The organism is Enterococcus sp. 6D12_DIV0197, assembly GCF_002174385.1.
GTDB classification, from domain to species: domain Bacteria; phylum Bacillota; class Bacilli; order Lactobacillales; family Enterococcaceae; genus Enterococcus_D; species Enterococcus_D casseliflavus.
On the sequence record NZ_NIBN01000001.1, the window covers coordinates 1,876,894 to 1,903,351 of the forward strand.

Consider the following 26,458-nt stretch of genomic DNA (forward strand, 5'->3'; position numbering starts at 1 on the left):
TACTTGGGCTTGCTGTTTTTTATTTATCTGCTGCTTTTTCTTGGCGATACAAGTGATTAAGGATGATCCCTAATGGATCGAGATCTTCCGGGGCTAAAGGAAGCGCAGCGCTTGCTGGCGGGAGTGGCTGGAATGTTTCCTCGGGAGAAAGAATGTTTGTTTGGATCAACTTGCCAAAGCTAACTTGATAGTATTTGATTTGAGTCGTCTGTGATCCTGGCTCCTCTAAGTCAAGGGGAATAGAAAAAATCACTTCTGGTTCTTGAATAAACTGATTGACCCTCACGATTTCTTGGTAAAAGCTTTGTGCTAAATGGATCTCGCGCTGCAGTACACTAGCTTGCTCAAACAATAAGTGATCAATCAGGTATGCCAAGCGTTTTTTAAGGAGTGGAAAACAGTCGGTCTTCTTTCCAGCAAAAAAACAGCCGATTTCTCGCCACTTCTGTTCCAAGGGATACGCATCCATTTGAGGGAGTTGCTTACGTAAGGCTAATAGCGTCAGTTCGTTGACAGTCGGCAATTGAAAGGTTTCTGACAATAACTGAAACAACGCTGGCAATTTTTTCGTTTGCCGAAAGGGGCCATAACTGCCAACTTGTGGTGTTTGAGTGATCGTGAAGGTATGATTCGTCAAGTCAACAAAGCAATAGTTGGCTGAATGGTTCATTTGTCGGTTGTAGATAGGATGAAAAGCTTGGATCAAACGACATTCAAGTAATAGTGCATCCAATTCGGTATCTGTTTCGATGGTTTCAAAATCAACGACATTATAAACAAGTCGAAGCACCTTATTGGCATGCTGCTGATTTTTTCGGAAGTAAGAAACGACACGCTGTTTCAATGATTTGGCTTTTCCTACATACAAGACTTCGTTGTGCTGATCTTTCATTAGATAAACACCAGGCTTTTCAGGCAGTACATTTGCTTTGTTTTTTAGAAACTCTTTGTTTGGATTCATCGATCGTTCCTCTCCTTCCTCCAAAGAGTAGCAGATGAAGCGTAAGAGAGCAACGCTTGCAGGCCATCGACAAAAAAAATTAGAAATAGAGTGGAGGCAACGCAATGATAAACTTTGACATTCAAAGGAAATTTTTCTATAACGGAAACGGATTATTTTGTCAACTCGCAGCTTTTAAAATCTTAGAAAATCAATTCTTAAATAAAAATGCGCTTAAAAATCAAAAAAGTTCGAAAAAATTCTTGCATTTCTCAATAACTTCCGATATAGTTTGACTATCAAATGATTTGATTATCAAAGTATTCGGATGGTGAAGGTTATGGAACCCAATTTAGAAACAGTTAATGACTACTTAGTCAGCGTCTTTAATGACATCTTAGTGATTGAAGAATCTGAATTGAAAAAATCTCAATTCAAAGACCTTTCAATTACCGAAATGCATACCATCGAAGCCATCGGGATGTACAAAAAAAAGACCACGACTGAAGTTGCCAAAGAGCTTTCGATCACTGTTGGGACTTTGACCATCGCGATCAATCGTTTGGTGAAAAAAGAATATGTAGAACGGATTCGCAGTGAAGATGATCGGCGAGTCGTCAAACTAGGTTTGACGAAAAAAGGAAAACTCCTTTATCGTGTTCATCAGCATTTTCATCGTGAGATGGTGAAAGGTGTCTTGAGTCAGATGTCTCCTGAAGAGGAACAGGCACTGTTGAAAGCACTGAAAAATCTGCATGACTTTTTACAAGATTATAAGTGAGAATAATGGATGAATATGTTTGGAAAAATTACCGCGACTGCAAGTTATGTTCCAGAAAAAATCGTAACAAATGATGATCTATCAAATTTGATGGATACTTCAGATGAATGGATCCATTCTCGCACGGGAATCAAACGAAGAAGAGTCGCTGTTGGCGAAAACACTTCAGACCTTTGTATTCGCGTCGCTCAAACGCTCTTGCAAGATGCTCAGCTTTCAGCAGAAAGTCTAGATTTTATCTTGGTAGCGACGATCACACCGGATTTCAATACACCGGCGGTTGCTTGCCAAGTCCAAGGAGCGATTGGAGCAGTCAATGCCTTTGCTTTTGATATCAGTGCAGCATGTGCTGGTTTCGTGTATGCATTGTCTATGGCTGAAAAACTGATTCGAACGGGCGCTAAAAAAGGATTGGTCATCGGTGGAGAAGTACTTTCAAAAGTCTTGGATTGGAACGACCGTTCGACGGCTGTTTTATTCGGAGATGGTGCCGGCGGTCTATTGCTGGAAGCATCTTCAGAGCAGCATTTGCTCAAAGAGTCTTTAAAAGCAGATGGGACGCGAGGCATGTCTTTAACATCTGGTTTTCGCACGAATGAGAATCCTTTTTCACAAAACGCTCCGGCGTATAGTGCTTGTATGCAAATGATTGGACGAGAAATCTTTGATTTTGCGACGCGTGATGTGGTCGCCTCGATCAATGATCTGACACAAGATGAAGCAATCGATTATTTTTTGCTTCACCAAGCAAATTCACGTATTTTAGACAAAGTTGCTCGCAAGCTGAAGCAGCCCCGTGAGAAATTTTTGCAAAATATGCAAGATTATGGCAATACTTCGGCAGCCTCGATTCCGTTATTGCTAGATGAAGAAATCAAACGAGGTACACTGTCACTTGGCAGTGGTCAAAAAGTGGTGTTCTCAGGTTTTGGCGGCGGATTGACATGGGGAACTATGTTAGCCACCTTATAACTTGTTCACGAAACAAAATTACTATTGAAAAACACATTGGAGGAATATACACATGGTATTCGAAAAAATTCAAGAAATCGTAGCAGAAGAATTAGGAAAAGAAAAAGAAGAAATCAAATTGAACACAAACATCCAAGAAGATTTAGAAGCAGACAGCTTGGATCTTTTCCAAATCATTAACGAGATCGAAGATGAATTCGATGTGAAGATCGAAACAGAAGATGGTATCACAACCGTTGAAGATCTAGTTAAATATGTAGAAAAACAACAAGCATAAAACAAAGGCTAGGCAGACAGCCTAGCCTTTCCTTTTTAAGAACGTGTTTTTGCTGATTCATAGACGAACTGCAAGAAGCCATGTTCTCCAACGACAACGATCAAAGTAATGAAGGAGTACAAGATGAAGACAGCCTTTTTATTTAGCGGTCAAGGCGCACAGTACCCCAAAATGGGAGAAGAGCTCTATCACCAAGAAGCCATCGTTCGTGAGACGTTTGAACAAGCCAGCACCATTCTAGGATATGATATGGCCGAGCTATGCTTTACTGAAAACGAACGTTTAAACCAGACGGAATATACGCAGCCTGCCATCTTAACGGTAAGTACGGCTTTTTGGCGACTTTTGGATGCGCAAGGAATCAAAGCAGATGCTGTTGCTGGCTTGAGTTTAGGCGAATATACAGCCCTAGTCGCTAGTGGTGCACTTGATTTCCAGACAGCAGTCGCATTGGTGCAAAAGCGCGGTCGGTATATGGCAAGTGCGGCGCCAGCAGGTGTTGGGAAAATGGTCGCTGTGATGAACACACCCGCTGAAACGATTGAAGAAATCTGTAAAGAAGCAAGTCAAGTGGGGATCGTGACACCAGCGAATTACAATACGCCGCAGCAGATCGTCATTGGCGGTGAAGCGCCGGCAGTGGATAAAGCGGTGGAATTGTTACAAGCTGCTGGAACCAAACGGGTGATTTCTTTAAATGTCAGCGGTCCTTTCCATACTGCTTTGTTGGAACCCGCATCGCAGCAATTAGCACAGGAATTAGCTCAAATCACCTTTGATGAGTTGCAAGTACCTGTCATCAGCAATACAACCGCGCAGCCAATGCAGCAAGACCAAATCAAGGAACTGTTGACGCTGCAAGTGAAATCGCCAGTGCGTTTTTACGACAGCATTGCAACACTGAAGCAGCTTGGCATCCAACAAGTCATCGAGATCGGACCAGGAAAAGTATTGAGCGGTTTTATGAAGAAAATAGACAAAGAAATCCATACTGCGCGTGTAGAAGATAGCCAAACGTTGGCAGATACACTAGCCCGATTCAACTAGGAGGAATTTATGGATCTGCAAAATAGAAACGTCTTTGTAACTGGTAGCTCGCGAGGGATCGGTTTTACCATCGCGGAAGCCTTTGCCAAAGAAGGAGCGAATATCGTTTTAAATGGACGAAAAGAAATTCCCCAGTCACTGATCGATCGCATCACCAGCTACGGCGTGAAATGTGTAGCGATCAATGGGGACATTTCTGATTTTGATCAAGCGGCAGCCATGCTTTTAGAAGCAGAAGCGGCAGTCGGACCGATCCACATTTTAGTCAATAATGCCGGGATCACGAATGACAAATTATTGTTGAGAATGAAACCCGAAGATTTTGATTCAGTGATCAAAATCAATTTGACTGGTACCTTCAATATGACGCAGCACGCGTTGAAAAAAATGATGAAGCTGCGAGAAGGTCGCATCATCAATTTGACGAGTGTGGTCGGCTTGACGGGAAATATCGGGCAAGCCAACTATGCGGCAAGTAAAGCTGGCGTGATCGGTTTTACGAAATCTGCCGCTCGTGAAGGTGCCGCTCGGGGGATCACCTGCAATGCGATCGCCCCAGGTTTTATCGAAACAGAGATGACTGAAGTGCTGTCGGATAAAGTCAAAGAACAATCATTGGCAAATATTCCATTACAGCGTTTTGGTTCCACACAGGATGTTGCGCAAACAGCAGTCTTTTTAGCAAAAAGCCCCTACATCACTGGTCAGGTGATCAGTGTAGACGGCGGGATGGCAATGCAAGGGTAGGAGGAAGAATAGATGAATCGAGTAGTAGTTACAGGATACGGCGTCACTTCTCCAATCGGAAATGACCCAGAAACATTTTTAGCAAGTTTACAAAACGGGACCAACGGCATCGGCCCGATTACAAAATTTGACGCAGAAGCAACAGGGATCTCAGTTGCTGCTGAAGTCAAAGATTTTCCGTTAGAAAAGTACTTCGTTAAAAAAGATACGAAGCGGATGGATCTTTTTTCCATTTATGGAATTTATGCGGCGTTAGAAGCGATGGAAATGGCGAAGTTAGATACAGAAACCATTGATGTGGATCGTTTTGGCGTGATGGTTGGTTCAGGGATCGGCGGCTTGCCAACGATTCAAGACCAAGTGATTCGGATGCATGACAAAGGAGCAAATCGGGTATCACCAATGTTCGTACCGATGTCGATCGTAAATATGGTTGCCGGCAACATTGCATTACGGGTAGGTGCGAAAGGTATTTGTACGACGACTGTTTCCGCCTGTGCTTCTGGTACCCATTCAATCGGTGAAGCTTTTCGGAACATCAAGCATGGCTACGCAGATGTCATGATCGCTGGTGGTTCAGAAGCGACGATCTGTGAAATCGGTATCGCTGGTTTTGCGTCTCTGACGGCGTTAACCACTGAATCAGACCCTGACAAAGCTTCCGTTCCGTTTGATAAAAATCGTAGTGGGTTTGTCATGGGTGAAGGCGCTGGCGTCTTCATTTTAGAATCATTGGCGCATGCGCAAAAACGTGGGGCAACGATTTTAGGTGAAGTCGTAGGATACGGTGCGAACTGTGATGCCTACCATATGACTGCGCCAAATCCTGATGGATCAGGTGCCGGAAAAGCAATGAAATTGGCGATGCAAGAAGCATCGATCACCCCGGCTGAAGTTGGCTACATCAATGCCCACGGTACAAGCACGCCCGCCAATGACAGTGCAGAAGCGACATCGATCCAATACGGATTGGGCGAAGACTATAAAAAACCATATGTTAGCAGTACAAAGTCAATGACTGGTCATTTGCTTGGGGCGGCTGGCGGAATCGAAGCCATTGCTTCACTATTAGCATTACAACATCAATTTATTCCACCAACCATCAACGTGACAGAACAAGATCCTGAGATCGACTTGAACGTTGTTATCAATCAAAGCCAACCAGCAGAATTGACCTATGCCATGAGTAATTCACTTGGGTTTGGCGGTCATAATGCAGTGATCTTGTTGAAACGTTGGGAGGAAGCGTAATTGGAAACACATGAGGTAAAAGAGCTGCTCAGCCAATTCGATCAATCGACGTTAACTGAGCTTCAATTAAAAAAAGAGACATTTGAACTTTATTTTAATAAAAATACGACAAGTGGGCTACAAAGTGCATCCTCTGCACCTGCGCCTGCTCCTGCAGCGAATGCTGCGTCAACTCCTGTTGCACCAACGCCTGCTGTCTCAGCAACACCGGACACAGTAGAAACGGCAAAACCTGTTTTAGAGGGCAAAGAAGTTGTCTCTCCATTAGTGGGTGTCGTTTATTTGAAACCAAGTCCTGATAAAGACAACTTCAAACAAATCGGCGATCACGTGAAAAAAGGTGATATTCTCTGTATCGTTGAAGCGATGAAAGTCATGAATGAAATCGTCAGCGACGTCGATGGCGAATTAGTTGAAGTCTTGGTTGAAAGCGAACAAATCGTTGAATACAATCAACCATTATTCCGTGTGAAAGAAGGGTAAAGCAATGAGCGCATTAACGATTCAAGAAATCAAAGAAATCATCCCTCATCGTTATCCGATGCTTTTAGTGGATCGGGTAGAGGAGCTAGAAGAAGGCAAACGGGTCGTTGCGAAGAAAAACGTTACTATCAATGAGCCGTTTTTCCAAGGTCATTTTCCCCATGAACCAGTGATGCCCGGAGTATTGATCGTGGAAGCAATGGCACAAGCAGGTGCTGTGGCATTGCTATCATTGGAAGATTTTCGTGGGAAAACTGCCTACTTTGGCGGTTTAGACAAAGCGAAATTCAGAAAAAAAGTAACACCAGGCGATACCTTGATCTTAGAAGTAGAAATAATCAAAGTGAAATCTGCAGCTGGCATCGGCAAAGGAATTGCCTATGTTGATGGGAAAAAAGTGGCGGAAGCAGAATTGACTTTCATGATTGGATAGGTGAGACATGTTTTCTAAAGTATTGATCGCAAACCGTGGCGAAATCGCCGTACGTATCATTCGCGCTTGTCGCGAATTAGGTATTCAAACGGTCGCCGTTTATTCAGAAGCAGATAAAGAAGCGTTGCATACAGAGCTTGCCGATGAAGCGATTTGTATCGGACCTGCCAAAGCAGCCGACTCTTATTTGAATGTACAGCAGATCCTAAGCGCTGCGATCGTCACAAAGGCTGAGGCGATCCATCCTGGATTTGGCTTTCTTTCAGAGAATAGCCGCTTTGCTGCGATGTGCGAGGAATGCAATATCGTCTTTATTGGGCCAAAGAGTGAGACTATCGATGCAATGGGAAACAAAATCAATGCAAGACGCTTGATGATCGAAGCAGAAGTACCGGTCATTCCCGGAAGCAAAGGCGCGATTTCTGATGTGGAAGAAGCTTTAACGATCGCTGAAGAGATTGGTTACCCAGTCATGCTCAAAGCTGCGGCCGGCGGTGGCGGTAAAGGGATACGGAAAGTCGCAGATAAAGAAGCATTGCCTCATCATTTTGCTTCGGCGCAGCAAGAAGCGAAAGCGGCATTTGGCAACGATGAAATGTACATTGAAAAAATCATTTATCCTGCTCGACACATAGAAGTGCAAGTGTTAGGTGATTCTTTTGGTAATATTATCCACCTTGGTGAACGCGATTGCTCGCTACAACGCAACAACCAAAAAGTGTTGGAAGAATCCCCTTCTGTGGTGATTTCTGAAAGCAAGCGAGCAGAACTAGGAGAAGCAGCGGTGCGTGCCGCACAAGCGGTAGGGTATCGTAATGCTGGCACGATCGAGTTTTTAATGGCGGACACTGGGGAGTTTTATTTCATGGAAATGAACACTCGAATTCAAGTGGAACACCCGATCACCGAAATGGTGACAAACATTGATCTAGTCAAAAAACAACTTGAAGTCGCTAGTGGTGAACCGCTAGGCTTGACGCAAGCAGACATCAAGATGACGGGAGCGGCGATCGAATGTCGGATCAATGCAGAAAATCCAGCCTTCAATTTTGCACCGTCACCAGGCAAGATCAACAATTTGTTTTTACCAAGCGGCGGTCTAGGCGTTCGTGTAGACAGTGCCATGTATTCTGGCTACACGATCCCACCTTATTATGATTCTATGATCGCTAAAGTGATCGTTCACGGCGAGAACCGTTTCGAAGCGTTGATGAAGATGCAGCGGGCGTTGGCCGAATTAGTGACCGATGGTGTCATTACGAATGCAGAATTCCAAATGGACTTGATCAGTCACCCGAAAGTGATTGCGGGAGACTATACAACCGCCTTTTTACAAGAGGAATTTTTGCCAAATTGGACACCTGAACAATAGGAGGGAAGATGAGTGGCTTTATTTAAGAAGAAAAACTACATTCGCATCAATCCTAATCGAGGTCAGCTGCCAACGAACGAACCAGTCGTACCAGATAATCTTTGGGCGAAATGTCCTAGTTGCAAACGAACGCTTTATACGAAGGAGATGGGGGTAGAGAAAGTCTGTCCTCACTGCGGGTATAATTTCCGAATCAGTGCCTGGGAACGGATCGCTATCACGATTGATGAGAAAAGTTTTGAAGAATGGGACACAGATGTAACCACAAAAGATCCTCTTGATTTTCCTGGATATTTGGATAAAGTCGCACAAATGCAAGAAAAAACTGGGTTGCATGAGGCTGTCCTCACAGGAGAAGCAAAAGTTCAAGGATTGCCGTTAGCGATCGGAATCATGGATGCGAATTTCATCATGGGCAGTATGGGAACGGTCGTGGGGGAGAAGATCACCCGTTTGTTTGAACGTGCGATCGAAAAACAGCTACCCGTTGTTCTTTTTACCGCTTCAGGTGGTGCACGGATGCAAGAAGGAATTTTGTCACTGATGCAAATGGCAAAAATCTCTGCGGCGGTAAAACGCCACAGTAAAGCTGGCTTGTTTTATCTAACGGTTTTAACGGACCCGACAACCGGTGGCGTCACCGCTAGTTTTGCGATGGAGGGGGATATCATCCTGGCAGAACCGCAAGCCTTGATCGGTTTTGCTGGACGACGTGTGATTGAACAAACCATTCGTCAGGAACTACCTGAAGACTTTCAAAAGGCAGAGTTTCTGTTAGATCATGGCTTTGTCGATCAAATCGTTCCACGGACGAACTTGCGGGAGAAAATCCACCATTTGATTTCTTTGCATACGCGGAAAGGATGGGATCGCAATGACTAGAGCAGCCCACGAAATCGTTGAACTCGCTCGCAGCAAAGACCGTTTGACGGCACTGGATTACTTTGACGGCATTTTTTCTGAGTTTGAAGAGTTTCATGGAGACCGTCTGTTTGGCGAAGATGAAGCCGTTGTTGGCGGCATTGCTTGTTTAGATGGCAAGCCAGTGACCGTGATCGGTATTCAAAAAGGCCGTAATCTGCCTGAAAATTTACGCAGAAACTTTGGCTCGCCACATCCTGAAGGCTATCGCAAAGCGTTACGCTTAATGAAGCAAGCAGAAAAATTTCAGCGACCTGTGGTCACATTGATCAATACAGCAGGGGCGTTTTGCGGTATTGGCGCGGAAGAGCGCGGAGAAGGCGAAGCGATTGCCCGTAACTTGATGGAAATGTCCGATTTAACGGTGCCGATCTTGGCAATCATCATTGGTGAAGGCGGCAGCGGCGGTGCCTTAGCACTGGCATTAGGCGATGAGGTTTGGATGATGGAACATTCGATCTATGCCATTTTATCTCCCGAAGGCTTTGCTTCGATCCTATGGAAAGATGGCAGCCGTGCCAAAGAAGCTGCTGGCTTGATGAAGATCACAGCTCAAGAATTATATGAACTCGGTGTTATTGAAAAAGTGATTGCAGAAACCCATGAAGAGGCCTTTTTACCGAAAGAGCAATTGATGGAACAGATGAAAGCGGCAATTTCAAAGAAACTTGCCGAACTTTCTACCTTGCAAACAGATGAATTGCTTGAGGCAAGGTATCAACGTTTTCGCCGATTTTAAAAACTAGGATATCCACTCTGATTAGAGGATGGGTATCCTAGTATTTTTTTATTAAAAGTGTTATTGAATAAATCGTACAAATGGCGAAGTTTTTAGTTTAAAATTTAATTATTCTGTGCTATTATGTATATATTCTGAATATAAGAAGATTATATTGCATAAATATTTGTTTTGAAGAGGAGCGTTTTTAATGAAAAAATTATTTGGAGCACTTGTTGTATTGACGGGGATTTTGGTTTTAGGAGCTTGTGGGAATGGCGGCTCATCGAGTACTGGAAGTTCTAGTGCCAGCGGTTCGGCGGATAATCAATTGGAAGCCATCAAAGCAGCTGGTGTGTTAAATGTGGCAACTTCTGCTGACTTTGCCCCGTTTGAATTTCATGCCTTGATCGATGGCAAAGATACGATCGTGGGCGCAGATATCGATATGGTCAATGAGATCGCTGATCGTCTTGGTGTCGAAGTGAATATTTTGGACCTTGATTTCAATGCTGTTTTGACTGCTTTGCAACAAGGGAAAGCCGATATCGCTGTTTCAGGCATCTCAGCAACTGACGAACGTAAACAGACTTTTGATTTCACCGATAACTATTTTACACCAGAACAAAAATTAGTTGTTAATAAAAACAATGAATCGACATTTGATTCAATCGAAAGCTTGTCTGGCAAAAAAGTAGGCGCTCAAAAAGGCTCGATCCAAGAAATGATCGTTCAAGATCAATTAGCTGATTCGCAATTGGTTTCCATCGCCAAAGTTCCGAATCTAGTCAATGAATTGAAACAAGGCTCGATCGACGGTTTGGTCCTTGAAAGTGCGGTTGCTGAATCGTATGTTGCACAAAATGATGACCTCGTGATCACTGATGTAGCATTAGAAGCATCTGAAGGCGATTCTTATGCAATTGCTTTACCTAAAGGGAGTACCGAATTACAAGAAGAACTAAACAGTATTTTGAAAGAATTGATTGAAGATGGTACAATCGATGAGTATGTACAAAAGAACACAGATCTAGCCAACGAAAATGCGGCGCAATAGATAGAACGGAGTAGACACAATTATGGATTTATCCTTTTTAGCGATATATTACCCTTATTTTCTTTCTGGTGTGGTGATCACCATCGTGATCTCTATCATCACCGTGATCTTTGGAACGATTCTAGGGGTGATTTTTGCCCTAATGAAATTATCAAAAGTGACGCCTTTGCGCTGGTTTGCTAATGCGTATATTGAAGTCATCCGCGGCACACCGATGCTGGTGCAGATATTGATCGCTTTTGGTCTTTTGCAAGGAATGTTTGCCTTGCCGACGGTCTCGATCGGCGTGTTGAGTCTTGATTTTGGGCGGCTATTTCCTGGGATCATTGCGCTCTCGCTTAATTCTGGGGCATATGTTGCTGAGAACGTCCGAGGGGGAATCAATGCCGTTGATTACGGTCAAACAGAAGCGGCTGGTTCTTTAGGGTTGCGGCCTTTTCAAACGATGCGTTATGTCGTATTGCCACAAGCACTACGCAACATTTTGCCGCCACTAGGCAATGAATTTATCGTTTTGATTAAGGATTCCTCTTTGCTTTCAACGATCGGCATCTACGAGCTGATGAACAGTGCGCAGATCGTTGTCACCAGTTCTTTCCAACCATTAACGCCTTTCTATGTGGCGGCGGTCATTTACTTCATCTTGACGTTTACGACTTCGCGACTATTGAGTTTATGGGAAAAGAAACTAGGCAAAGGCTATCGTCGTTAAAAGGAGAAGACAAGCTATGATGTTAGATATTCAAGATTTACACAAAACCTTTGGCAGCAATCAAGTGCTAAAAGGGATCACAACGACGATCGATCAAGGAGAAGTCGTAGTGGTGATTGGGCCATCTGGGTCAGGAAAAAGCACGTTTTTACGCTGTTTGAACCTATTAGAAGTACCGACAAGCGGAAAAATCTTTTTTGAAGGAACCGATATTACCGATCCAAAGAATGATTTGTATAAGATGCGTGAAAAAATGGGTATGGTATTTCAAAATTTTAATCTTTTTCCGAATATGACGGTTTTAGAAAACATTACTTTGTCCCCGACGAAAGTCAAGAAGGTAGCAAAATCGGCGGCTGATCAGTTGGCAAAACAACTACTAAATGATGTTGGCTTACCAGACAAAGCAAAAGCCTATCCTCAAAGTCTTTCTGGTGGACAAATGCAACGAATCGCTATCGCACGTGCCTTGGCGATGGAACCAGACGTGATGCTCTTTGATGAACCGACTTCAGCGTTAGACCCAGAAATGGTTGGCGAAGTATTGTCCGTCATGCAGCGTTTGGCTCAGCAAGGAATGACGATGGTCATCGTCACTCATGAAATGGGCTTTGCGAAAGAAGTCGCGGATCGGATTTTATTTATGGATCAGGGAATCATTATGGAGGAAGGAACGCCAGAACAGATCTTTGATCATCCGAAAAATCCACGAACCATTGATTTTTTGAGTAAAGTATTGTAAACTGCGAGAAGTTCGCAGTTGTTAGTGATAAATTTGGACCTTTCCTAAGCATCCTTTCAGTAAAAGGATGCTTTTTTGACGGAAAAAAGACTACTTTAAAGAAGTGATAGGACAAACGGTTGTCTTGGCAGGTTCCTTTTTCAGTTCTTTTACAAGAAACCTGCAGAAACTGGCGCACTTGCTAGTATTCAAAAAGATTCTATTGTATAATTACAGGTTGAAGAGGTCTGATCTTGATAGAAACCATCTGCGTGATTGTAGGCAGATCGGACTGTTTCTTTTTAAGGATCGACAATTTGGATCGATGACTAGTCGCCGATTTTTAATACGTGAAGAAATCATGCAGCAAAGGAGATTTTATGTTTTCAAATTATAAACCGACTTGGATGGTCGATGCGATTTATAAAATCACCCCTAGCCAACTAAAGGCACAGGGGATCAAAGGGATTTTGACCGATCTTGATAATACCTTGATTGCTTGGAACAATCCTGACGGAACCGAAGAACTAAAAAACTGGCTACTGGAAATGAAAAATGCTGGGATACCGGTAGTTGTCGTTTCCAACAACAATAGTGAACGAGTGGCACGGGCAGTTGCGCCCTTTGGTTTAAAGTACGTACACCGCGCATTAAAACCCTTTTCAAGAGGGATCAAACAAGGCTATCAACAATTAGGCTTGAAAAAAGAAGAGGTCGTGATGATCGGCGATCAAATCATGACGGATGTACGAGGTGCCAATCGTGCCGGTGTTCGCAGTATTTTAGTGAAACCAGTGATCCCAACGGATTCTTGGAAAACCCAATTTAATCGAGCCGCAGAAAGAAAAATCATGAACTATTTATTGAAGCACAACCCAGAGTTAAAATGGCGTGGAGGAATTTAATATGACAGAAGGAATCGAAGAAATTCACTGTATCGGCTGCGGGGCAGTGATTCAGACAACGAACCCCAATGAATTGGGCTACACCCCGCAATCCGCATTAGAAAAAGGACTTGAATCAGGAGAAGTCTATTGTCAACGCTGCTTCCGTTTGCGCCATTACAATGAGATCCAAGATGTTTCCCTTACCGACGATGATTTTCTGCGTCTACTGAATGAAATCGGGGAAAAAGAAGCCTTGATCGTTAATGTCGTTGATATTTTCGATTTTAATGGTTCATTGATCCCAGGACTGCACCGCTTCGTCGGCAATAATCCTGTTTTATTAGTGGGCAACAAGGTGGATATTTTGCCAAAATCTTTGAAAAAATCGAAGATGACCCAATGGATGAAGGAACGTGCTCATGAAGCTGGTTTAAGACCAGTGGATGTATTATTGACGAGTGCCAAGAAGCCAGGTGAAACGGAAGCTTTACTGCAAGCGATCGAAACGTATCGTGAAGGACGCGATGTCTATGTGGTGGGTGTGACGAATGTTGGAAAATCAACATTGATCAATCAAATCATCAAACAAACAGCGGGGATCAACGAATTGATCACGACTTCGCGTTTCCCAGGCACCACATTGGATAAAATCGAGATTCCATTGGATGACGGACACTTCTTGATCGACACACCAGGAATCATTCATCGTCATCAAATGGCGCATTATTTAGGTAAAAAAGATCTAAAAATCGTGGCACCAGCCAAAGAGATCAAACCAAAGGTGTATCAGTTGAATCCAGAACAAACTTTGTTTTTAGGAGGACTTGCCCGATTTGATTTCATTCAAGGAGAACGCAGTTCATTTATTGCTTATGTAGCAAATGATGTGGCGATCCATCGGACCAAATTAACGAAAGCCGATGAGTTTTATGAGAAACATGTTGGTGGGCTGCTGCAGCCGCCGCGAGCAGATGAAGTGGCGGATTTTCCTGAACTCGTCCGTTTCGAATTTTCAATCAAAGAAAAAACCGATATCGTTTTTGCTGGACTTGGCTGGATCACGATCACCAAACCGTGTGTCATCGCTGGGTGGGCGCCAAAGGGTGTCGATGTGCTTAGACGTAAAGCATTAGTATAAGGAAGAAGGAAGAATATGGACTTACGAGGAAAACAAAAAAGATTTTTACGAAGTGAAGCGCACCATTTAAACCCGATTTTTCAAATCGGCAAAGGCGGCTTGAATGACGCGATGATGGCGCAAATTGAAGAAGCGCTAGAAAAACGAGAATTGATCAAAGTCTCATTGCTCCAAAATACCGATGAGGTTGCTGACGAAGCAGCTGAAACGATCCGTGAGAAAGTCGGCTGTGAAGTGGTACAGATCATCGGACGAGTGATCGTTTTATTCAAACCGTCAAGCAAAGAAAAATACCAAACGATTTCAAGCAAAGTTCGTTCAATTTAGGAGGGAGAAGGCATGCAAGGACAAACATTTGGAAAGGTACAAACGGTTTTAGAGACACAAACACAAGAACTTGTACCGAAAAAGCAAGTGGGCATTCTTGGTGGGAATTTTAATCCAGTACACTACGCACATCTGGTCATGGGTGAGCAAGTAGGGCAAGCATTAGGGCTGGATAAAGTTTATTTCATGCCTGAGTATTTACCGCCTCATGTTGATGAGAAAAAGACGATCCCAGCTGAGCACCGCTTGGCGATGTTGGAGTTGGCGATCGCCGATAATCCGCGATTTGCTGTAGAGACCATTGAGTTGGAACGAAAAGGGAAGAGTTATACGGTTGATACGATGCGGGAATTGACAGCTAAGAATCCAGATACCAATTATTATTTTATCATTGGCGGGGATATGGTGAACTATTTACCAAAATGGCATCAAATCGATGAGCTGATGGAATTGGTGACTTTTGTGGGGGTTCGTCGTCCAGAAGTGCCGATCGATAGCCCATACCCGATTATTTGGATCGATATCCCGCTAATGGATGTCAGCTCAACAACAATTCGTAAAAAAGTGCAACAAGGTTGTTCGGTTCGCTACTTATTGCCAGATAATGTGTTACACTATATTCAAGAAAAGGGGTTGTACTTGGATGAAGAGTGAACACTACACACAAGCAGAACGTGAACTTTTGATGCAAAAGGTCCAAATGCAGATGAGTCAAAAGCGCTTTGAGCATGTGTTAGGTGTCGAAAAAACGGCCGTTGCCCTTGCGGAAAAATATGGTGCTTCACCGGTCAAAGCCAGCATCGCCGCCTTGACGCATGATTATGCGAAGGAACGCAGCGATGAAGAATTTCAATTAGTCATTCGTAGAGACGGATTCGACTTGGATCTCTTGAACTGGAACAATGCGATCTGGCATGGACTCGTCGGTGCTGATTTCGTTCAACGAGAATTAGAAATCGATGACGAAGAAATCTTACAAGCGATCCGTTTGCACACCACCGGAGCTGCTAAGATGAGTCTGTTAGATAAAATCATCTATGTGGCAGATTATATCGAACCCGGACGTACGTTTCCTGGAGTCGTTGAAGCTAGAGAGATCGCAATGATTGACTTAGATGCCGCTGTTGCTTACGAAACGAAACATACCTTGCTTCATTTGATCGAAACAGAAGCAGTTATCTACCCAAAAACGATCGAAACCTACAATTTTTGGGTAGCCAAATATAGGAGGGAATTACCATAGATAGTCAGAAAATATTAGAAATTGCTGTAAAAGCCGCCGATTCAAAACATGCCGAAGATATTATGGCATTAGATGTGCGGGAAATCTCTTTGCTAGCAGATTACTTTGTGATCTGTTCAGGAAATAGCGAACGTCAAATCAATGCGATCATTGATGAAGTCATCGATAAAGAAGAAGAAAATCAAGTATCTGTTCGCCGTGTCGAAGGAAAAGATGGTGGAAAATGGGTCTTGATCGACTTAGGTGACGTGATCGTTCACGTATTCAGTGCCTCAGAACGTGCTTTTTACAACCTAGAAAAATTATGGTCTGATGCGCCGCTTGTGGATCTTAATGAATGGGTCGTGGCGTAATGGCTTACGAAACCTTCGCATTTGTCTATGACGAAGTAATGGATTCCAGTCTCTATAAAAAGTGGCTGGATTTTTCTTGTCGTCATTTAGGAAAAAGAAAACAGCTGTTAGAATTGGCTTGTGGAACTGGTGCGTTAGCCGTTGAGTTTGCCAAGGCTGGTTTTGACGTGACTGGGTTAGATCTTTCAGAAGAGATGCTGATAATCGCTAGTCAACGGGCTGAAAAAGAAGAGGCGGCTGTGCAATTTGTTGCGGGTGACATGCTGGATCTCGTAGATGTTGGCACCTATCAAGCAATTACCTGCTATTCTGACTCCCTTTGCTACATGGAAGACGAGCAGAGTGTGCAGCAAGTGTTTGATGGTGTTTACAGTTGTTTAGAAGAAGATGGCGTCTTTTTATTTGATGTGCATTCCTTATATCAAATTGATGAAGTCTTTCCTGATTATAGCTACCATTACCAAACGGATGAATTTGCCTTTCTTTGGGAAAGCTATCAAGGAGAAAAAGACCATAGCATTGAACACTTCTTGACCTTTTTTGTTGCACAAGAGAATGGGTTGTTTGAACGCTTAGATGAGCTTCATCAAGAAAGAACCTATCCTCTTGAAAGCTATTTAAGAATGTTAGAAAATGCTGGTTTTGCTAATGTTGAATGCTATGCTGATTTTATCGATACGAAACCAAATGAAAAAAGCCGTCGCTGGTTTTTTGTCTGCCATAAGTAACCGTTATGTAAAACAGGAGGGATGTCGATGAAGGCTTGCGGACTAGTCGTAGAATACAATCCTTTTCACCATGGACACCAATACCATGTGGAAAAAGCACGGCAAGTAACGAATGCTGATGTCGTCGTTGCGGTGATGAGTGGAAATTTTTTACAGCGTGGCGAACCAGCAATCATCGATAAATGGCAGCGAGCTCAAGCAGCACTACAACATGGGGTAGACTTGATCGTCGAATTGCCCCCCGCTTGGGCCGTCCACTCTGCTGATTTTTTTGCATCGGGAGCGATTAGGATTCTGCAGGATCTGCAATGTGAGTTGTTATGCTTTGGCACAGATACGAAACACCCCTTCGACTATGCCAAGTTTGCTCACTTTGAAAAAGAAAATCAACTAATGATCGATGACGCATTTCAACGCTTAGCGAGGCAAAATGCTACCTATAGTCAAAAAATGAGTGCGGTCCTCAGTGAGCTATATCCTGAGTACCATGAAGAAAAAGACCAGCCCAATCATCTGTTGGGTATGGCCTATGCACGGGAAGTGCTGCATTATGAAAAACCAATGCGTTTGGTCCCCATCCAACGCGTTGCGGCGTCTTATCATTCAGAACAATTCGATCATCCAACAATCGCCAGTGCAACAGCCATTCGCCAAGCAATCAAACAAGGTGCAGCTGTTGTGGATTTTGTTCCTGAAGCCACACAAACCTTTCTTTCACAAGCAACAGTCGACTGGGAAGCCTTTTGGCCGTATCTTCAATACCAGATCATCTCTGCCCCAATCGAAAAATTAGCTGCTATTTACCAGATGGAAGAAGGATTAGAATATCGACTAAAACAATATGTGACGGCGGCGGATTCTTTTACAGATTTTATCAAGTTGTTAAAGACGAAACGTTATACCCAAACGCGGCTGCAGCGTCTTGCTTGTTATGTATTGTTCCAAGTGACAAAAGCTGAAATGAAGGAAGCTCAAGAACATTCCTTTATTCGAGTCTTAGGGTATACGAAGCAAGGGCAGCACTATTTAAAAGAGGTCAAAAAAGAGCTGACCCTGCCGCTGATCGCTAAATTTGGTAAGCAAGAAGCACAGCGCTATGGCTTGTCATTGCGGATCGACCAGATCTATCAGCAAGGGAATCCTCAAATCACAGAACAAAATTTTCGAAGAATTCCGCTTTTTATTGATAAATAAGTGAAAATTACTTCACAGAACGCCATTTGACAAGTATAATGAATAAGGATTTTTAAAAACAAGAAAGCGAAGTGAAATCATGGGTCGTAAATGGGCAAATATCGTAGCGAAAAAAACTGCTAAAGATGCAAACAATAGCCGAGTTTATGCAAAATTTGGAATCGAAATCTACGCAGCAGCAAAATCGGGTGATCCTGATCCTCACGCGAACCAAAAATTACGCTTTGTTATCGAACGTGCGAAAACCTACAATGTGCCAAAACACATTATTGACCGTGCGATTGAAAAAGCCAAAGGTTCTGGCGATGAACAATACTCAGAACTTCGATACGAAGGATTTGGACCAAATGGATCAATGGTGATCGTCGATACGTTGACAAATAACGTCAACCGTACCGCAGCCGATGTTCGGGCCGCTTTTGGTAAAAACGGCGGGAATATGGGTGTTTCAGGGGCCGTTGCTTATATGTTTGATAACACGGCACTCTTTGGCTTTGCCGGTGACGATGCGGATGAAATCTTAGAATACTTGATGGACAAAGAGATCGATGTTCGTGATGTCGTTGAAGAAGATGGACAAATCATCGTTCACGGTGAACCAAGTGACTTCCATGCCATTCAAGAAGCCTTGAAAGAAAAAGGAATCACTGAATTCTCAATTGCAGAAATGCAAATGATTCCTCAAAATGAAGTAACCTTGACGGGTGACGATCTAGAAAAATTCGAAAAAATGATCGATGTGTTAGAAGATCTTGAAGACGTACAAAACGTCTATCACAATGTGGCAGACGCGGAAGAATAAGTGTCACTTGGCAGCCTAGAGACAATCTGGCTGCCATTTTTTTAGTATGTTTTTTTATGTAGAAGCTTTATCGCTTATGCAAGAGAAATAATGAAGCGGTAGCGTTGCTCATTTACTGAAAATTCTTCTGTGTTGATCATCTTTTCAGTTGGTTTCTATACATTTTATGTGTTATGATTTACTACATAAGCAAACAAATCGTTAGGGGGGCAGACATGGAAGAAAAAATCGTTTTAGAGCCATTTAATCGAATCTTAAGTGGTTTTGAAAAGCTAGCAGAAGTGTCTGTATCGATTTCTGACTGCTCGGCTCTTTGTCGGAAATATCAAAAGTATGGGGTAGAAGGGTATCGTCTAGGTGATTATCGTGGCTCTTCTTATTTGAATCGTTATTTAAATGTCGTCGTTGATCGCGCACCCTTATTAATTTATAAAGAGCGATTCTTGATTCCATTAGTCTTTCGCATGTCGGAATACTCTGAACGGCTCTTTATCGATGAGTATCGAATGGAAGGGTTCTTCTTGCTGTTGGATTGGCTTTTAGAGCACCGACCAGAAAAAGCAATTATTGATTATAAACGAACGCGTGCTTTGCCTCATAGAAAAGAATTTGTCATCGACAGTTCCTATGTACTTTTTCGATTGACAGAAATTCTGGATGGCGCTGGCTTTCCTCTTAGTCGCTTTACGACGATTGAAGAATTTAGTGAGTGGAATCGTACCCATCGCTTGATCGATAACGGCAGCATTGGGCGACATACAAAATTATTCGTTCCAGAAGATCCCGAACACGTTTCTGAGCTGCAAATGATTTTAACCATCGTAGGGATGCGCTATCCAGAAACCCGTTTATTTATTGGCGAGTTAAAAGGCTAAAAAAACATCACGATCGGCTTGTTTCCTTTGGGAACTCGCCGATCGTGATGTTTTTTGTTATCCGATCGTTGATGCTTCTTGGAACTGATAAGTGGTAGGATCAGCTTTTGCTAGCAGCGGCAATTCCTCTTGGGTGAGGACGGTCAACTGATGCATCGCCCGTGTCGCCATTGTATAAAAAATCAATTGGTCTTGTTCAGTCACGAAAGTGGCACCTGGTGTCCAGACAAATACTTGGTCAAACTCTAGCCCTTTTGCTAAAAAGGCCGGGAAGATCATCACATTGCGTTTCATGAAGTCTTCTTCAGAGGTGATCAGCTGCACTTGTTCCTGCATTGTTTCTGCCAGCTGGGCATATAACTGCTGGCAATCCTTTGCGGTTTTACAAATGATCGCGGTGCGCCAACGCTGATTCTCAGCGGCGTCACGAATACTGGTTTCTAGGAAAGCCAGATTTTCAGTTGCAGTTCCTTTAACAATTGTTGGTACCGCCCCTTTACGAGCCGTCAATTCCACTTGATCACTGCCAACTAAAAATTGATTGGCGAAATCTGTGATTTCCTTAGTCGAACGATAGCTGGTTTTCAATTGATAACGTTTCACACTTTCGCGGGGGAATAATTCTGCTAATGCCCCGACGATCGTTTCATTGCCATACACTTTTTGATTCAAATCGCCGCACAGGGTGATGCCAGCCTTTGGATAAAGCTGACGCAGTAGGGCCACTTGTGCTGGTGGAAAATCCTGCATTTCATCGATAAAGATAAACCGAGCTTTTTCTTCGACATGAACAGGATAAAGCTGTTTGATCAGTAAGAAAAACAAAACGGCGTCTTCTTGTTTGATCTGTCTTTGGCGCATGCCTTGTCGAATATCGGCAATACTTTGCTGCCAAGCCGCAGCCTCGATGCCAGTTTCTTTGACTGCAGCAGGCTCAACCGATTGTAAAAAGTGTAAGTATTGCTTGGCTTGGTTGATAAACTGAAAGTTTTTCACTCCCCGCGTCAAGGAACGGAACTTCTTGCGGACGATCTGCTGTCTAAGTTTCTTCCGCAAACGGCGTTCGTTTTCTTCGCTGTATTCTTGATGAGGATCATTGGCAAATACTTGTTGCAATTGTTCTTCGGTCGCTTCTTTGACCCAGTCTTTTTTGGCTTCATCTTTTTCCAAGCCGCCGATTTTTTTTAATAATTTCGTTTGAAGCAGTTGGGTTCTTTGGTAAATCGGCAGTTCGTTATTGGTTTCTTGATACCAGCGGCGAATCTGTTCTTTTGTCAAATAGGTTTGCCCTTGGATTTTTAGATCACGGAACAAGGGACCGATTGGTGCAATCGAACGGACATAACGGTTGATTTTTTCCACCAAGAAAAGACTACTTTTGATTTTTTCAATGGCATCATCGTCGCCGCTTAAAAAGGTTTCTTCTTGTTGGGTTTCTTTCGTCACTTCATAGCCAGTCAGAATCAATTGGATAAAGTGGTGGAAGGTTCTTGTGGGCACTTCACTTTCACCTAAAGAAGGCAGGACCATGGAAATATAGTCAGAAAACAAATGATTGGGTGAAAACAGCAAGACTTGTTTTTCGTCCAACCATTTGCGATTCCGATAAAGTAAAAAGGCGACCCGTTGCAACAAAGCAGAGGTTTTCCCACTTCCAGCAATCCCTTCGATCAGTAAGAATTTATTGGTGGTATCACGAATGATTTGATTCTGTGCTTTTTGGATCGTCGAAACGATGTTACGCATTTGAGAAGAAGAGGCTTCATCCAATATTTCCAACAAAAATTCGTCATTGATGATCTCCGAAGTATCGACCATCGACAAGATTTCACCATTTTGAATTTTAAATTGGCGTTTCAAAAGCAATTCTACCGTAAACCGATCAGTGTCTGTTTCGTAGAAGGTCTCACCAAGCTCTCCTTCATAATAAAGATTGGCGATCGGTGCGCGCCAGTCGATGACGATCGTTTCTTCATCTTTGTCTCGCAATGAAGCGATCCCCAAATAGAGGGTCTCGGTTTCTTGTTCTTCTTTGAAATCGATTCGAGCAAAATACGGATTGCCCGCCATCGTTGTTAAGGTTTTGACGCGTTTTTCTTGTGATTCTGCGGTTTGGTATTTTATCAGCAATTCTTGTTCATGCTGCTGGTACTCGATAACTGATTCATAAAAGGCTTCACTGTCGCCCCCGCGAATTTTCTTATCGGCGATTTCTTTTAATTGATCATCCATTTTAGCGGCTAACTCTTGTTTTTGCTGCGAAAGGATCGCTTGTTCTCTGTGGATCAGAGCAATGGTTTCATTGACATGTTGTTGTTCTTTTTGACGTTCGTTCACGAAGGATCCTCCTTAAAAAAATTGCGACATAAAATTATAGCATATTTTCCCTGCGAATGTCGTGGAAAAAAAGAAACTATGCTAATATTTATAAAAAGAGCTTAGGTGTTCAAAAACGAAACGAAAAAGAGGTGTAGACGGTGAGGGAAGAAGCAGAATTGCACCAATTGATCCTGTCTGTGGGGCAACGTGTTGGGGCACGTGCCATCGGTTTATCTGGTTCACGGACCGATCCACAGGCGCCAAAAGATTTTTTACAAGACTTTGATGTGGTTTACGTAATGGATGATATTCAGCCCTTGGTCGATGATCCTTCATGGTTAGAAGCCTTTGGACCGATCATGATCAGGCAAACACCGGAAGCTAGCACCATCTATCCGCCAAGTTTGGGCGGGTGTTTTACGTACTTGATGCATTTTTTAGACGGAGTAAGAATCGATCTCATGCTATGTCCTCTTGTATTGGTCGATCGTCTGGCTAACGAACCAGGCTTGCAGCCGCTGCTTGATCCAGACCAAATACTAAGTTTTGCTAATCAAGCAAATCATTCGCATTACTGGATCAAGCACCCGACCCAAGCCGCTTTTCAGGAACACTGCAACGAATTTTGGTGGGTAAGCACGTATGTTGTGAAAGGGCTGCTTCGAAAGCAGCTGATTTATGCTGCGGATCATTTATATACCATTTGTTGGCAAGAGTTGTTATGGATTGAAGATTTGTTTGTTGCCCATGCTCAGCAATTTCAGGTGAGTACTGGGAAAAATCATAAATACCTGCAGTCGTTTCTAACGGAAAAGGAGTGGCGGGAATTGACCTCATTGCTTGATTTTTCCACGATCACTGCTTGCGGTCAGTCCCTTTTGAAGATGCAAAAACGATTTGATAAGCAAGCAAAGAAAATCAGCGAGAAATTTGGGTTGGCCTATGATTGGCAAGAAGCTGAGAATGTCCAAACATATACGAAGTATTGGAGTGAAAAAAATTGGCAGATGAGACCAGAGAACCAAAAATAAAAGACAGTCAGATTCAAGCGTTTTGGCAGCGGTTTTTAAAAGCAAATCCAAGAAATCAATCTTCTCTGACCTATGAAGATGCTTGGTCCTTTGGTGATACTTCAGAAATGGCGGATGAACTGGCAGCACTTGTTTTAGCTGGCAAAAAGACAGCGACGACCTCCGCCGCTGCGCTCTATGAAATCGAGCAAGAAGCATTGCCGCAATCAGAAACGTATAGTGTCCTTTTAGATGGTTCGGATGTACCAAGAGCTGTTCTTTATTTAGAGTCAGTGTCGATCGTGCCATTTGATGAAGTGACAGCAGCGTTTGCCTTTTTAGAAGGGGAAGGAGATCGCACTTTGGCTTATTGGCGCCGTGTTCATGAAGCTTTTTTTCGACGAGCTTATGCCTCAGCGGGGTTGTCTTTTCACGATCAAATGCTATGCGTTTGTGAAAAGTTTTCTGTCGTGTATCAGGAGGAATAAAGACACGTTTTTCTTTGGAAATCATGGGAATAGCTTTTGTCTTTTTGAAAAAGGTGTATAATCAAAAGCAAACAAAGGAGGAAATCGTATGCCATTTATTCATGTCGAACTAGTTGAAGGGCGTTCGCAAGAACAACTGACGAATATGATGAAAGAAATCACTGAGGCGGTCCATAAAAATACGGGTGCCCCTAAGGAGCATATCCATGTCATCATCAATGAAATGAAGCAAGGAACCTATGCTGTGAATGGCGATTGGAAATAATTCTCTTGCTTTTTCTTGTAGGTAGTGGTTTAATTGAGCCATAATCGATCAATAAAAAAGACACCTGAGTTTGAGAGTCTTCGATAAGAGAGGGAAATCTTGGCTGAAAATTTCCTGGAAGAAAACCAAAGGATGACCACTTTTTTAGACCTCTGTCGAAACGGAGGCGGTTGAACCGTTATCTCATGAAGAGGAAAACAGACTTTTTCTGTTTTCGAACAATAGGTGGAACCACGAGTGATCGTCCTAGTATCGTAACCGATACTAGGACTTTTTTATTGATTGAAATCATTCAAAGGAGGACATTCATATGTCATTATTTATTACATTTCCTGATGGCGCAAAAAAAGAATTTGCTGTTGGGGTAACAACTAAAGAGATTGCTGAAAGTATCTCGAAAAGTCTTGCAAAAAAAGCCTTAGCTGGAAAAGTCAATGGACAACTGATCGATCTTTCACGTCCGATCGAAGAAGATGCAACGATTGAGATCGTGACACCCGATCATGAAGACGCCTTAGGTTTACTTCGTCATTCGACAGCTCATTTAATGGCTCAAGCCATGCGCAGACTCTATCCATCGATCCATTTTGGAGTAGGACCTGCAATTGATTCTGGTTTTTACTATGACACAGACAATGGGGAAAACCCAGTAACTGCGGAAGATCTACCAGCAATCGAAGCAGAAATGATGAAAATCATTAAAGAAAATCTGCCAATTGAACGACGTGTATTAACAAAAGAGGAAGCTTTGGCTCTTTTTGCTGAAGATCCATACAAAGTTGAGTTGATCACAGAATTACCAGATGACGAAACGATTACTGCCTATCAGCAAGGAGAATTTGTTGACTTATGCCGCGGCCCTCATGTCCCATCGACAGGTCGTATCCAAGTGTACAAATTGTTATCAGTAGCCGGAGCCTATTGGCGTGGAAGTTCTGATAATCAAATGATGCAAAGGGTATATGGAACAGCCTTTTTCGATAAGAAAGACTTGAAGGAATTTATTCGTTTACGAGAAGAAGCAAAAGAACGCGATCATCGTAAATTAGGGAAAGAATTAGAATTGTTTATGTTGTCCCCTGAAGTCGGCGCGGGTTTGCCTTTCTGGTTGCCAAAAGGAGCAACGATCCGTCGTACGATCGAGCGTTATATCGTGGATAAAGAAGTTAGCCTTGGGTACCAACACGTATACACACCAATCATGGCAAACGTGGATTTATACAAAACATCAGGGCACTGGGATCATTACCACGAGGACATGTTCCCACCAATGGATATGGGGGATGGCGAAATGCTGGTTCTACGACCAATGAATTGCCCGCATCACATGATGGTTTACAAAAATGACATCCATTCGTATCGTGAACTACCAATTCGGATCGCTGAATTAGGAATGATGCACCGCTATGAAAAATCAGGGGCACTATCAGGGTTGCAACGGGTTCGGGAAATGACCTTAAATGATGGTCATACATTTGTTCGTCCTGATCAAATCAAAGAAGAATTCAAACGGACACTGGATCTTATGGTGGGCGTTTACGAAGACTTTAATATTACTGACTATCGTTTCCGTTTAAGTTATCGCGATCCACAAAACAAAGACAAATATTTTGATGACGATGCGATGTGGGAAAATGCGCAAACAATGCTAAAAGCGGCCATGGATGAATTAGAATTGGATTATTTTGAAGCTGACGGTGAAGCAGCTTTCTACGGACCTAAACTAGATGTCCAAGTGAAAACAGCTTTAGGTATGGAAGAAACCTTGTCAACGATCCAATTGGATTTCTTATTGCCTGAACGGTTTGATCTAACATATGTTGGTGAAGATGGCGAAAACAATCACCGTCCAGTGGTGATCCACCGCGGAATCGTTTCAACGATGGAACGTTTTGTGGCTTACCTGACAGAAGTCTATAAAGGGGCATTCCCGACTTGGTTGGCACCAATCCAAGCATCGATCATTCCGGTCTCAGTCGAAGCCCACAGCGACTATGCTTACGAAATCAAAGAACGCCTGCAAGCGCAAGGACTGCGAGTGGAAGTGGATGACCGCAACGAAAAAATGGGGTATAAGATCCGTGCATCACAAACCCAAAAAATTCCTTACCAAATTGTTGTTGGGGATCAAGAAGTCAATGATGCGACAGTCAATATCCGTCGCTACGGCAGCAAGGAGACCCAAGTCGAAGAATTGAATCTGTTTGTTGATGCAATGGCTGCTGAAGTGAAAAATTATAGCCGAGCATAGCTTTTGGTTCAAAGAAAACGAATGATTTTATAGTATAGGCACCTGCTTTCAGCAGGTGCTATTTACCTTTTTTAATCTATATAAAATAAAATGATTAGATTTTTTTTGTTTTTGTGAATAAAATCGTGTATAATTAGTATGTGATA

At 43.0% G+C, this 26,458-nt stretch carries 30 protein-coding genes; 28 read left to right on the plus strand and 2 right to left on the minus strand.

Annotation, left to right across the window (positions count from 1 at the left end):
* Positions 1 to 19: 19 nt before the first annotated feature.
* Positions 20 to 961 (minus strand): GIY-YIG nuclease family protein, encoded by a 942-nt coding sequence (locus A5867_RS08585; protein ID WP_087627383.1) that lies wholly within the window; start codon positions 959 to 961, stop codon positions 20 to 22.
* Between the two features lie 319 nt (positions 962 to 1,280).
* Here A5867_RS08585 and A5867_RS08590 point away from each other — a divergent pair, with 319 nt between their 5' ends.
* The 24 genes from A5867_RS08590 (at position 1,281) to A5867_RS08710 (ending at position 19,979) form a co-directional block, all read left to right on the plus strand.
* Positions 1,281 to 1,721: a MarR family transcriptional regulator gene (locus A5867_RS08590; protein ID WP_008378199.1), complete on the plus strand. Its 441-nt coding sequence runs from the start codon at positions 1,281 to 1,283 to the stop codon at positions 1,719 to 1,721.
* 9 nt (positions 1,722 to 1,730) lie between these two features.
* The gene (locus A5867_RS08595) at positions 1,731 to 2,693 is read left to right on the plus strand and encodes a beta-ketoacyl-ACP synthase III (protein WP_005225889.1); all 963 of its coding nucleotides are present in this window, start codon (positions 1,731 to 1,733) and stop codon (positions 2,691 to 2,693) included.
* Positions 2,694 to 2,745: 52 nt separating this feature from the next.
* Positions 2,746 to 2,970, plus strand: coding sequence for an acyl carrier protein (locus tag A5867_RS08600; RefSeq protein ID WP_005225890.1), 225 nt, complete (start codon positions 2,746 to 2,748; stop codon positions 2,968 to 2,970).
* A gap of 123 nt (positions 2,971 to 3,093) precedes the next feature.
* The gene (fabD, locus tag A5867_RS08605; RefSeq protein ID WP_087627384.1) at positions 3,094 to 4,017 is read left to right on the plus strand and encodes an ACP S-malonyltransferase; all 924 of its coding nucleotides are present in this window, start codon (positions 3,094 to 3,096) and stop codon (positions 4,015 to 4,017) included.
* 9 nt (positions 4,018 to 4,026) lie between these two features.
* Entirely contained in the window at positions 4,027 to 4,764 is a 738-nt protein-coding gene (gene fabG / locus A5867_RS08610; RefSeq protein ID WP_008378189.1) for a 3-oxoacyl-[acyl-carrier-protein] reductase, read from the plus strand.
* A gap of 12 nt (positions 4,765 to 4,776) precedes the next feature.
* Positions 4,777 to 6,015 (plus strand): beta-ketoacyl-ACP synthase II, encoded by a 1,239-nt coding sequence (fabF, locus tag A5867_RS08615; RefSeq protein WP_005235583.1) that lies wholly within the window; start codon positions 4,777 to 4,779, stop codon positions 6,013 to 6,015.
* Positions 6,016 to 6,498, plus strand: a complete 483-nt coding sequence (accB, locus tag A5867_RS08620; protein WP_005235584.1) for an acetyl-CoA carboxylase biotin carboxyl carrier protein — start codon at positions 6,016 to 6,018, stop codon at positions 6,496 to 6,498.
* A 4-nt stretch (positions 6,499 to 6,502) separates the two neighbouring features.
* Positions 6,503 to 6,931 carry a 3-hydroxyacyl-ACP dehydratase FabZ gene (gene fabZ / locus A5867_RS08625; protein WP_005225895.1) on the plus strand — a complete coding sequence of 143 codons (429 nt, stop codon included), beginning with the start codon at positions 6,503 to 6,505 and terminating at the stop codon, positions 6,929 to 6,931.
* A 7-nt stretch (positions 6,932 to 6,938) separates the two neighbouring features.
* Complete coding sequence (locus A5867_RS08630) at positions 6,939 to 8,303, plus strand: acetyl-CoA carboxylase biotin carboxylase subunit (protein ID WP_005225896.1); 1,365 nt, start codon at positions 6,939 to 6,941, stop codon at positions 8,301 to 8,303.
* A gap of 12 nt (positions 8,304 to 8,315) precedes the next feature.
* Positions 8,316 to 9,185 (plus strand): acetyl-CoA carboxylase, carboxyltransferase subunit beta, encoded by an 870-nt coding sequence (gene accD, locus A5867_RS08635; protein ID WP_087627385.1) that lies wholly within the window; start codon positions 8,316 to 8,318, stop codon positions 9,183 to 9,185.
* Entirely contained in the window at positions 9,178 to 9,963 is a 786-nt protein-coding gene (locus A5867_RS08640; protein WP_015509573.1) for an acetyl-CoA carboxylase carboxyl transferase subunit alpha, read from the plus strand. Before accD ends, A5867_RS08640 begins: the two co-directional genes overlap by 8 nt.
* Positions 9,964 to 10,153: 190 nt before the next feature.
* The gene (locus A5867_RS08645; protein WP_015509574.1) at positions 10,154 to 10,999 is read left to right on the plus strand and encodes a transporter substrate-binding domain-containing protein; all 846 of its coding nucleotides are present in this window, start codon (positions 10,154 to 10,156) and stop codon (positions 10,997 to 10,999) included.
* A gap of 22 nt (positions 11,000 to 11,021) precedes the next feature.
* Positions 11,022 to 11,711 (plus strand): amino acid ABC transporter permease, encoded by a 690-nt coding sequence (locus tag A5867_RS08650; protein WP_087627386.1) that lies wholly within the window; start codon positions 11,022 to 11,024, stop codon positions 11,709 to 11,711.
* Positions 11,712 to 11,727: 16 nt separating this feature from the next.
* Entirely contained in the window at positions 11,728 to 12,453 is a 726-nt protein-coding gene (locus A5867_RS08655) for an amino acid ABC transporter ATP-binding protein (RefSeq protein WP_005225901.1), read from the plus strand.
* Between the two features lie 359 nt (positions 12,454 to 12,812).
* Positions 12,813 to 13,337 (plus strand): YqeG family HAD IIIA-type phosphatase, encoded by a 525-nt coding sequence (locus tag A5867_RS08665; RefSeq protein WP_005225903.1) that lies wholly within the window; start codon positions 12,813 to 12,815, stop codon positions 13,335 to 13,337.
* Between the two features lies 1 nt (position 13,338).
* Complete coding sequence (gene yqeH, locus A5867_RS08670) at positions 13,339 to 14,457, plus strand: ribosome biogenesis GTPase YqeH (protein WP_010748089.1); 1,119 nt, start codon at positions 13,339 to 13,341, stop codon at positions 14,455 to 14,457.
* Between the two features lie 15 nt (positions 14,458 to 14,472).
* Entirely contained in the window at positions 14,473 to 14,784 is a 312-nt protein-coding gene (yhbY, locus tag A5867_RS08675; RefSeq protein WP_005225905.1) for a ribosome assembly RNA-binding protein YhbY, read from the plus strand.
* Between the two features lie 12 nt (positions 14,785 to 14,796).
* Complete coding sequence (locus A5867_RS08680) at positions 14,797 to 15,438, plus strand: nicotinate-nucleotide adenylyltransferase (RefSeq protein ID WP_005225906.1); 642 nt, start codon at positions 14,797 to 14,799, stop codon at positions 15,436 to 15,438.
* A complete protein-coding gene (yqeK, locus tag A5867_RS08685) occupies positions 15,428 to 16,027 on the plus strand; it encodes a bis(5'-nucleosyl)-tetraphosphatase (symmetrical) YqeK (RefSeq protein ID WP_005225907.1) in 600 nt (199 codons plus the stop codon). The genes A5867_RS08680 and yqeK overlap by 11 nt, the downstream gene beginning before the upstream one ends.
* Positions 16,028 to 16,038: 11 nt before the next feature.
* Complete coding sequence (rsfS, locus tag A5867_RS08690) at positions 16,039 to 16,380, plus strand: ribosome silencing factor (RefSeq protein ID WP_034695537.1); 342 nt, start codon at positions 16,039 to 16,041, stop codon at positions 16,378 to 16,380.
* Complete coding sequence (locus A5867_RS08695; protein WP_087627387.1) at positions 16,380 to 17,108, plus strand: class I SAM-dependent methyltransferase; 729 nt, start codon at positions 16,380 to 16,382, stop codon at positions 17,106 to 17,108. The genes rsfS and A5867_RS08695 overlap by 1 nt, the downstream gene beginning before the upstream one ends.
* A gap of 27 nt (positions 17,109 to 17,135) precedes the next feature.
* Positions 17,136 to 18,302 carry a nucleotidyltransferase gene (locus A5867_RS08700; protein WP_087627388.1) on the plus strand — a complete coding sequence of 389 codons (1,167 nt, stop codon included), beginning with the start codon at positions 17,136 to 17,138 and terminating at the stop codon, positions 18,300 to 18,302.
* Positions 18,303 to 18,381: 79 nt separating this feature from the next.
* Positions 18,382 to 19,104 (plus strand): YebC/PmpR family DNA-binding transcriptional regulator, encoded by a 723-nt coding sequence (locus tag A5867_RS08705; protein WP_005225911.1) that lies wholly within the window; start codon positions 18,382 to 18,384, stop codon positions 19,102 to 19,104.
* A 215-nt stretch (positions 19,105 to 19,319) separates the two neighbouring features.
* On the plus strand, positions 19,320 to 19,979 hold the full coding sequence (locus A5867_RS08710) for a hypothetical protein (protein WP_005225912.1): 660 nt from the start codon (positions 19,320 to 19,322) through the stop codon (positions 19,977 to 19,979).
* 57 nt (positions 19,980 to 20,036) lie between these two features.
* Here the strand turns inward: A5867_RS08710 and helD are convergent, their stop codons facing one another.
* On the minus strand, positions 20,037 to 22,316 hold the full coding sequence (gene helD / locus A5867_RS08715; protein WP_087627389.1) for an RNA polymerase recycling motor HelD: 2,280 nt from the start codon (positions 22,314 to 22,316) through the stop codon (positions 20,037 to 20,039).
* Positions 22,317 to 22,456: 140 nt separating this feature from the next.
* On the opposite strand from helD, the gene A5867_RS08720 reads away from it, so the two are divergent.
* The 4 genes from A5867_RS08720 to thrS all read left to right on the plus strand — a co-directional run bounded on the left by A5867_RS08720 (position 22,457) and on the right by thrS (position 26,312).
* Positions 22,457 to 23,329, plus strand: a complete 873-nt coding sequence (locus A5867_RS08720) for an aminoglycoside 6-adenylyltransferase (protein WP_087627390.1) — start codon at positions 22,457 to 22,459, stop codon at positions 23,327 to 23,329.
* Positions 23,299 to 23,796, plus strand: coding sequence for an ASCH domain-containing protein (locus A5867_RS08725; RefSeq protein WP_005235615.1), 498 nt, complete (start codon positions 23,299 to 23,301; stop codon positions 23,794 to 23,796). The genes A5867_RS08720 and A5867_RS08725 overlap by 31 nt, the downstream gene beginning before the upstream one ends.
* 88 nt (positions 23,797 to 23,884) lie before the next feature.
* Entirely contained in the window at positions 23,885 to 24,061 is a 177-nt protein-coding gene (locus A5867_RS08730; RefSeq protein ID WP_005225916.1) for a 2-hydroxymuconate tautomerase, read from the plus strand.
* 310 nt (positions 24,062 to 24,371) lie between these two features.
* A complete protein-coding gene (gene thrS, locus A5867_RS08735; protein WP_005235617.1) occupies positions 24,372 to 26,312 on the plus strand; it encodes a threonine--tRNA ligase in 1,941 nt (646 codons plus the stop codon).
* The last annotated feature ends 146 nt before the right edge of the window (positions 26,313 to 26,458 follow it).

Bases quoted from the DNA above. Each gene is read 5' to 3' on its own strand.
- A5867_RS08680 (WP_005225906.1), top strand. From the start codon at position 14,797: ATGCAAGGACAAACATTTGGAAAGGTACAAACGGTTTTAGAGACACAA.
- A5867_RS08695 (WP_087627387.1), top strand. From the start codon at position 16,380: ATGGCTTACGAAACCTTCGCATTTGTCTATGACGAAGTAATGGATTCC.
- A5867_RS08710 (WP_005225912.1), top strand. From the start codon at position 19,320: ATGGAAGAAAAAATCGTTTTAGAGCCATTTAATCGAATCTTAAGTGGT.
- fabG (WP_008378189.1), top strand. From the start codon at position 4,027: ATGGATCTGCAAAATAGAAACGTCTTTGTAACTGGTAGCTCGCGAGGG.
- A5867_RS08590 (WP_008378199.1), top strand. From the start codon at position 1,281: ATGGAACCCAATTTAGAAACAGTTAATGACTACTTAGTCAGCGTCTTT.
- yqeK (WP_005225907.1), top strand. From the start codon at position 15,428: ATGAAGAGTGAACACTACACACAAGCAGAACGTGAACTTTTGATGCAA.
- A5867_RS08665 (WP_005225903.1), top strand. From the start codon at position 12,813: ATGTTTTCAAATTATAAACCGACTTGGATGGTCGATGCGATTTATAAA.
- A5867_RS08640 (WP_015509573.1), top strand. From the start codon at position 9,178: ATGACTAGAGCAGCCCACGAAATCGTTGAACTCGCTCGCAGCAAAGAC.
- A5867_RS08595 (WP_005225889.1), top strand. From the start codon at position 1,731: ATGAATATGTTTGGAAAAATTACCGCGACTGCAAGTTATGTTCCAGAA.
- A5867_RS08630 (WP_005225896.1), top strand. From the start codon at position 6,939: ATGTTTTCTAAAGTATTGATCGCAAACCGTGGCGAAATCGCCGTACGT.
- fabF (WP_005235583.1), top strand. From the start codon at position 4,777: ATGAATCGAGTAGTAGTTACAGGATACGGCGTCACTTCTCCAATCGGA.
- A5867_RS08600 (WP_005225890.1), top strand. From the start codon at position 2,746: ATGGTATTCGAAAAAATTCAAGAAATCGTAGCAGAAGAATTAGGAAAA.
- A5867_RS08700 (WP_087627388.1), top strand. From the start codon at position 17,136: ATGAAGGCTTGCGGACTAGTCGTAGAATACAATCCTTTTCACCATGGA.
- A5867_RS08585 (WP_087627383.1), bottom strand. From the start codon at position 961: ATGAATCCAAACAAAGAGTTTCTAAAAAACAAAGCAAATGTACTGCCT.
- A5867_RS08730 (WP_005225916.1), top strand. From the start codon at position 23,885: ATGCCATTTATTCATGTCGAACTAGTTGAAGGGCGTTCGCAAGAACAA.
- fabD (WP_087627384.1), top strand. From the start codon at position 3,094: ATGAAGACAGCCTTTTTATTTAGCGGTCAAGGCGCACAGTACCCCAAA.
- yhbY (WP_005225905.1), top strand. From the start codon at position 14,473: ATGGACTTACGAGGAAAACAAAAAAGATTTTTACGAAGTGAAGCGCAC.
- A5867_RS08705 (WP_005225911.1), top strand. From the start codon at position 18,382: ATGGGTCGTAAATGGGCAAATATCGTAGCGAAAAAAACTGCTAAAGAT.
- A5867_RS08645 (WP_015509574.1), top strand. From the start codon at position 10,154: ATGAAAAAATTATTTGGAGCACTTGTTGTATTGACGGGGATTTTGGTT.
- A5867_RS08650 (WP_087627386.1), top strand. From the start codon at position 11,022: ATGGATTTATCCTTTTTAGCGATATATTACCCTTATTTTCTTTCTGGT.
- thrS (WP_005235617.1), top strand. From the start codon at position 24,372: ATGTCATTATTTATTACATTTCCTGATGGCGCAAAAAAAGAATTTGCT.
- yqeH (WP_010748089.1), top strand. From the start codon at position 13,339: ATGACAGAAGGAATCGAAGAAATTCACTGTATCGGCTGCGGGGCAGTG.
- A5867_RS08655 (WP_005225901.1), top strand. From the start codon at position 11,728: ATGATGTTAGATATTCAAGATTTACACAAAACCTTTGGCAGCAATCAA.
- fabZ (WP_005225895.1), top strand. From the start codon at position 6,503: ATGAGCGCATTAACGATTCAAGAAATCAAAGAAATCATCCCTCATCGT.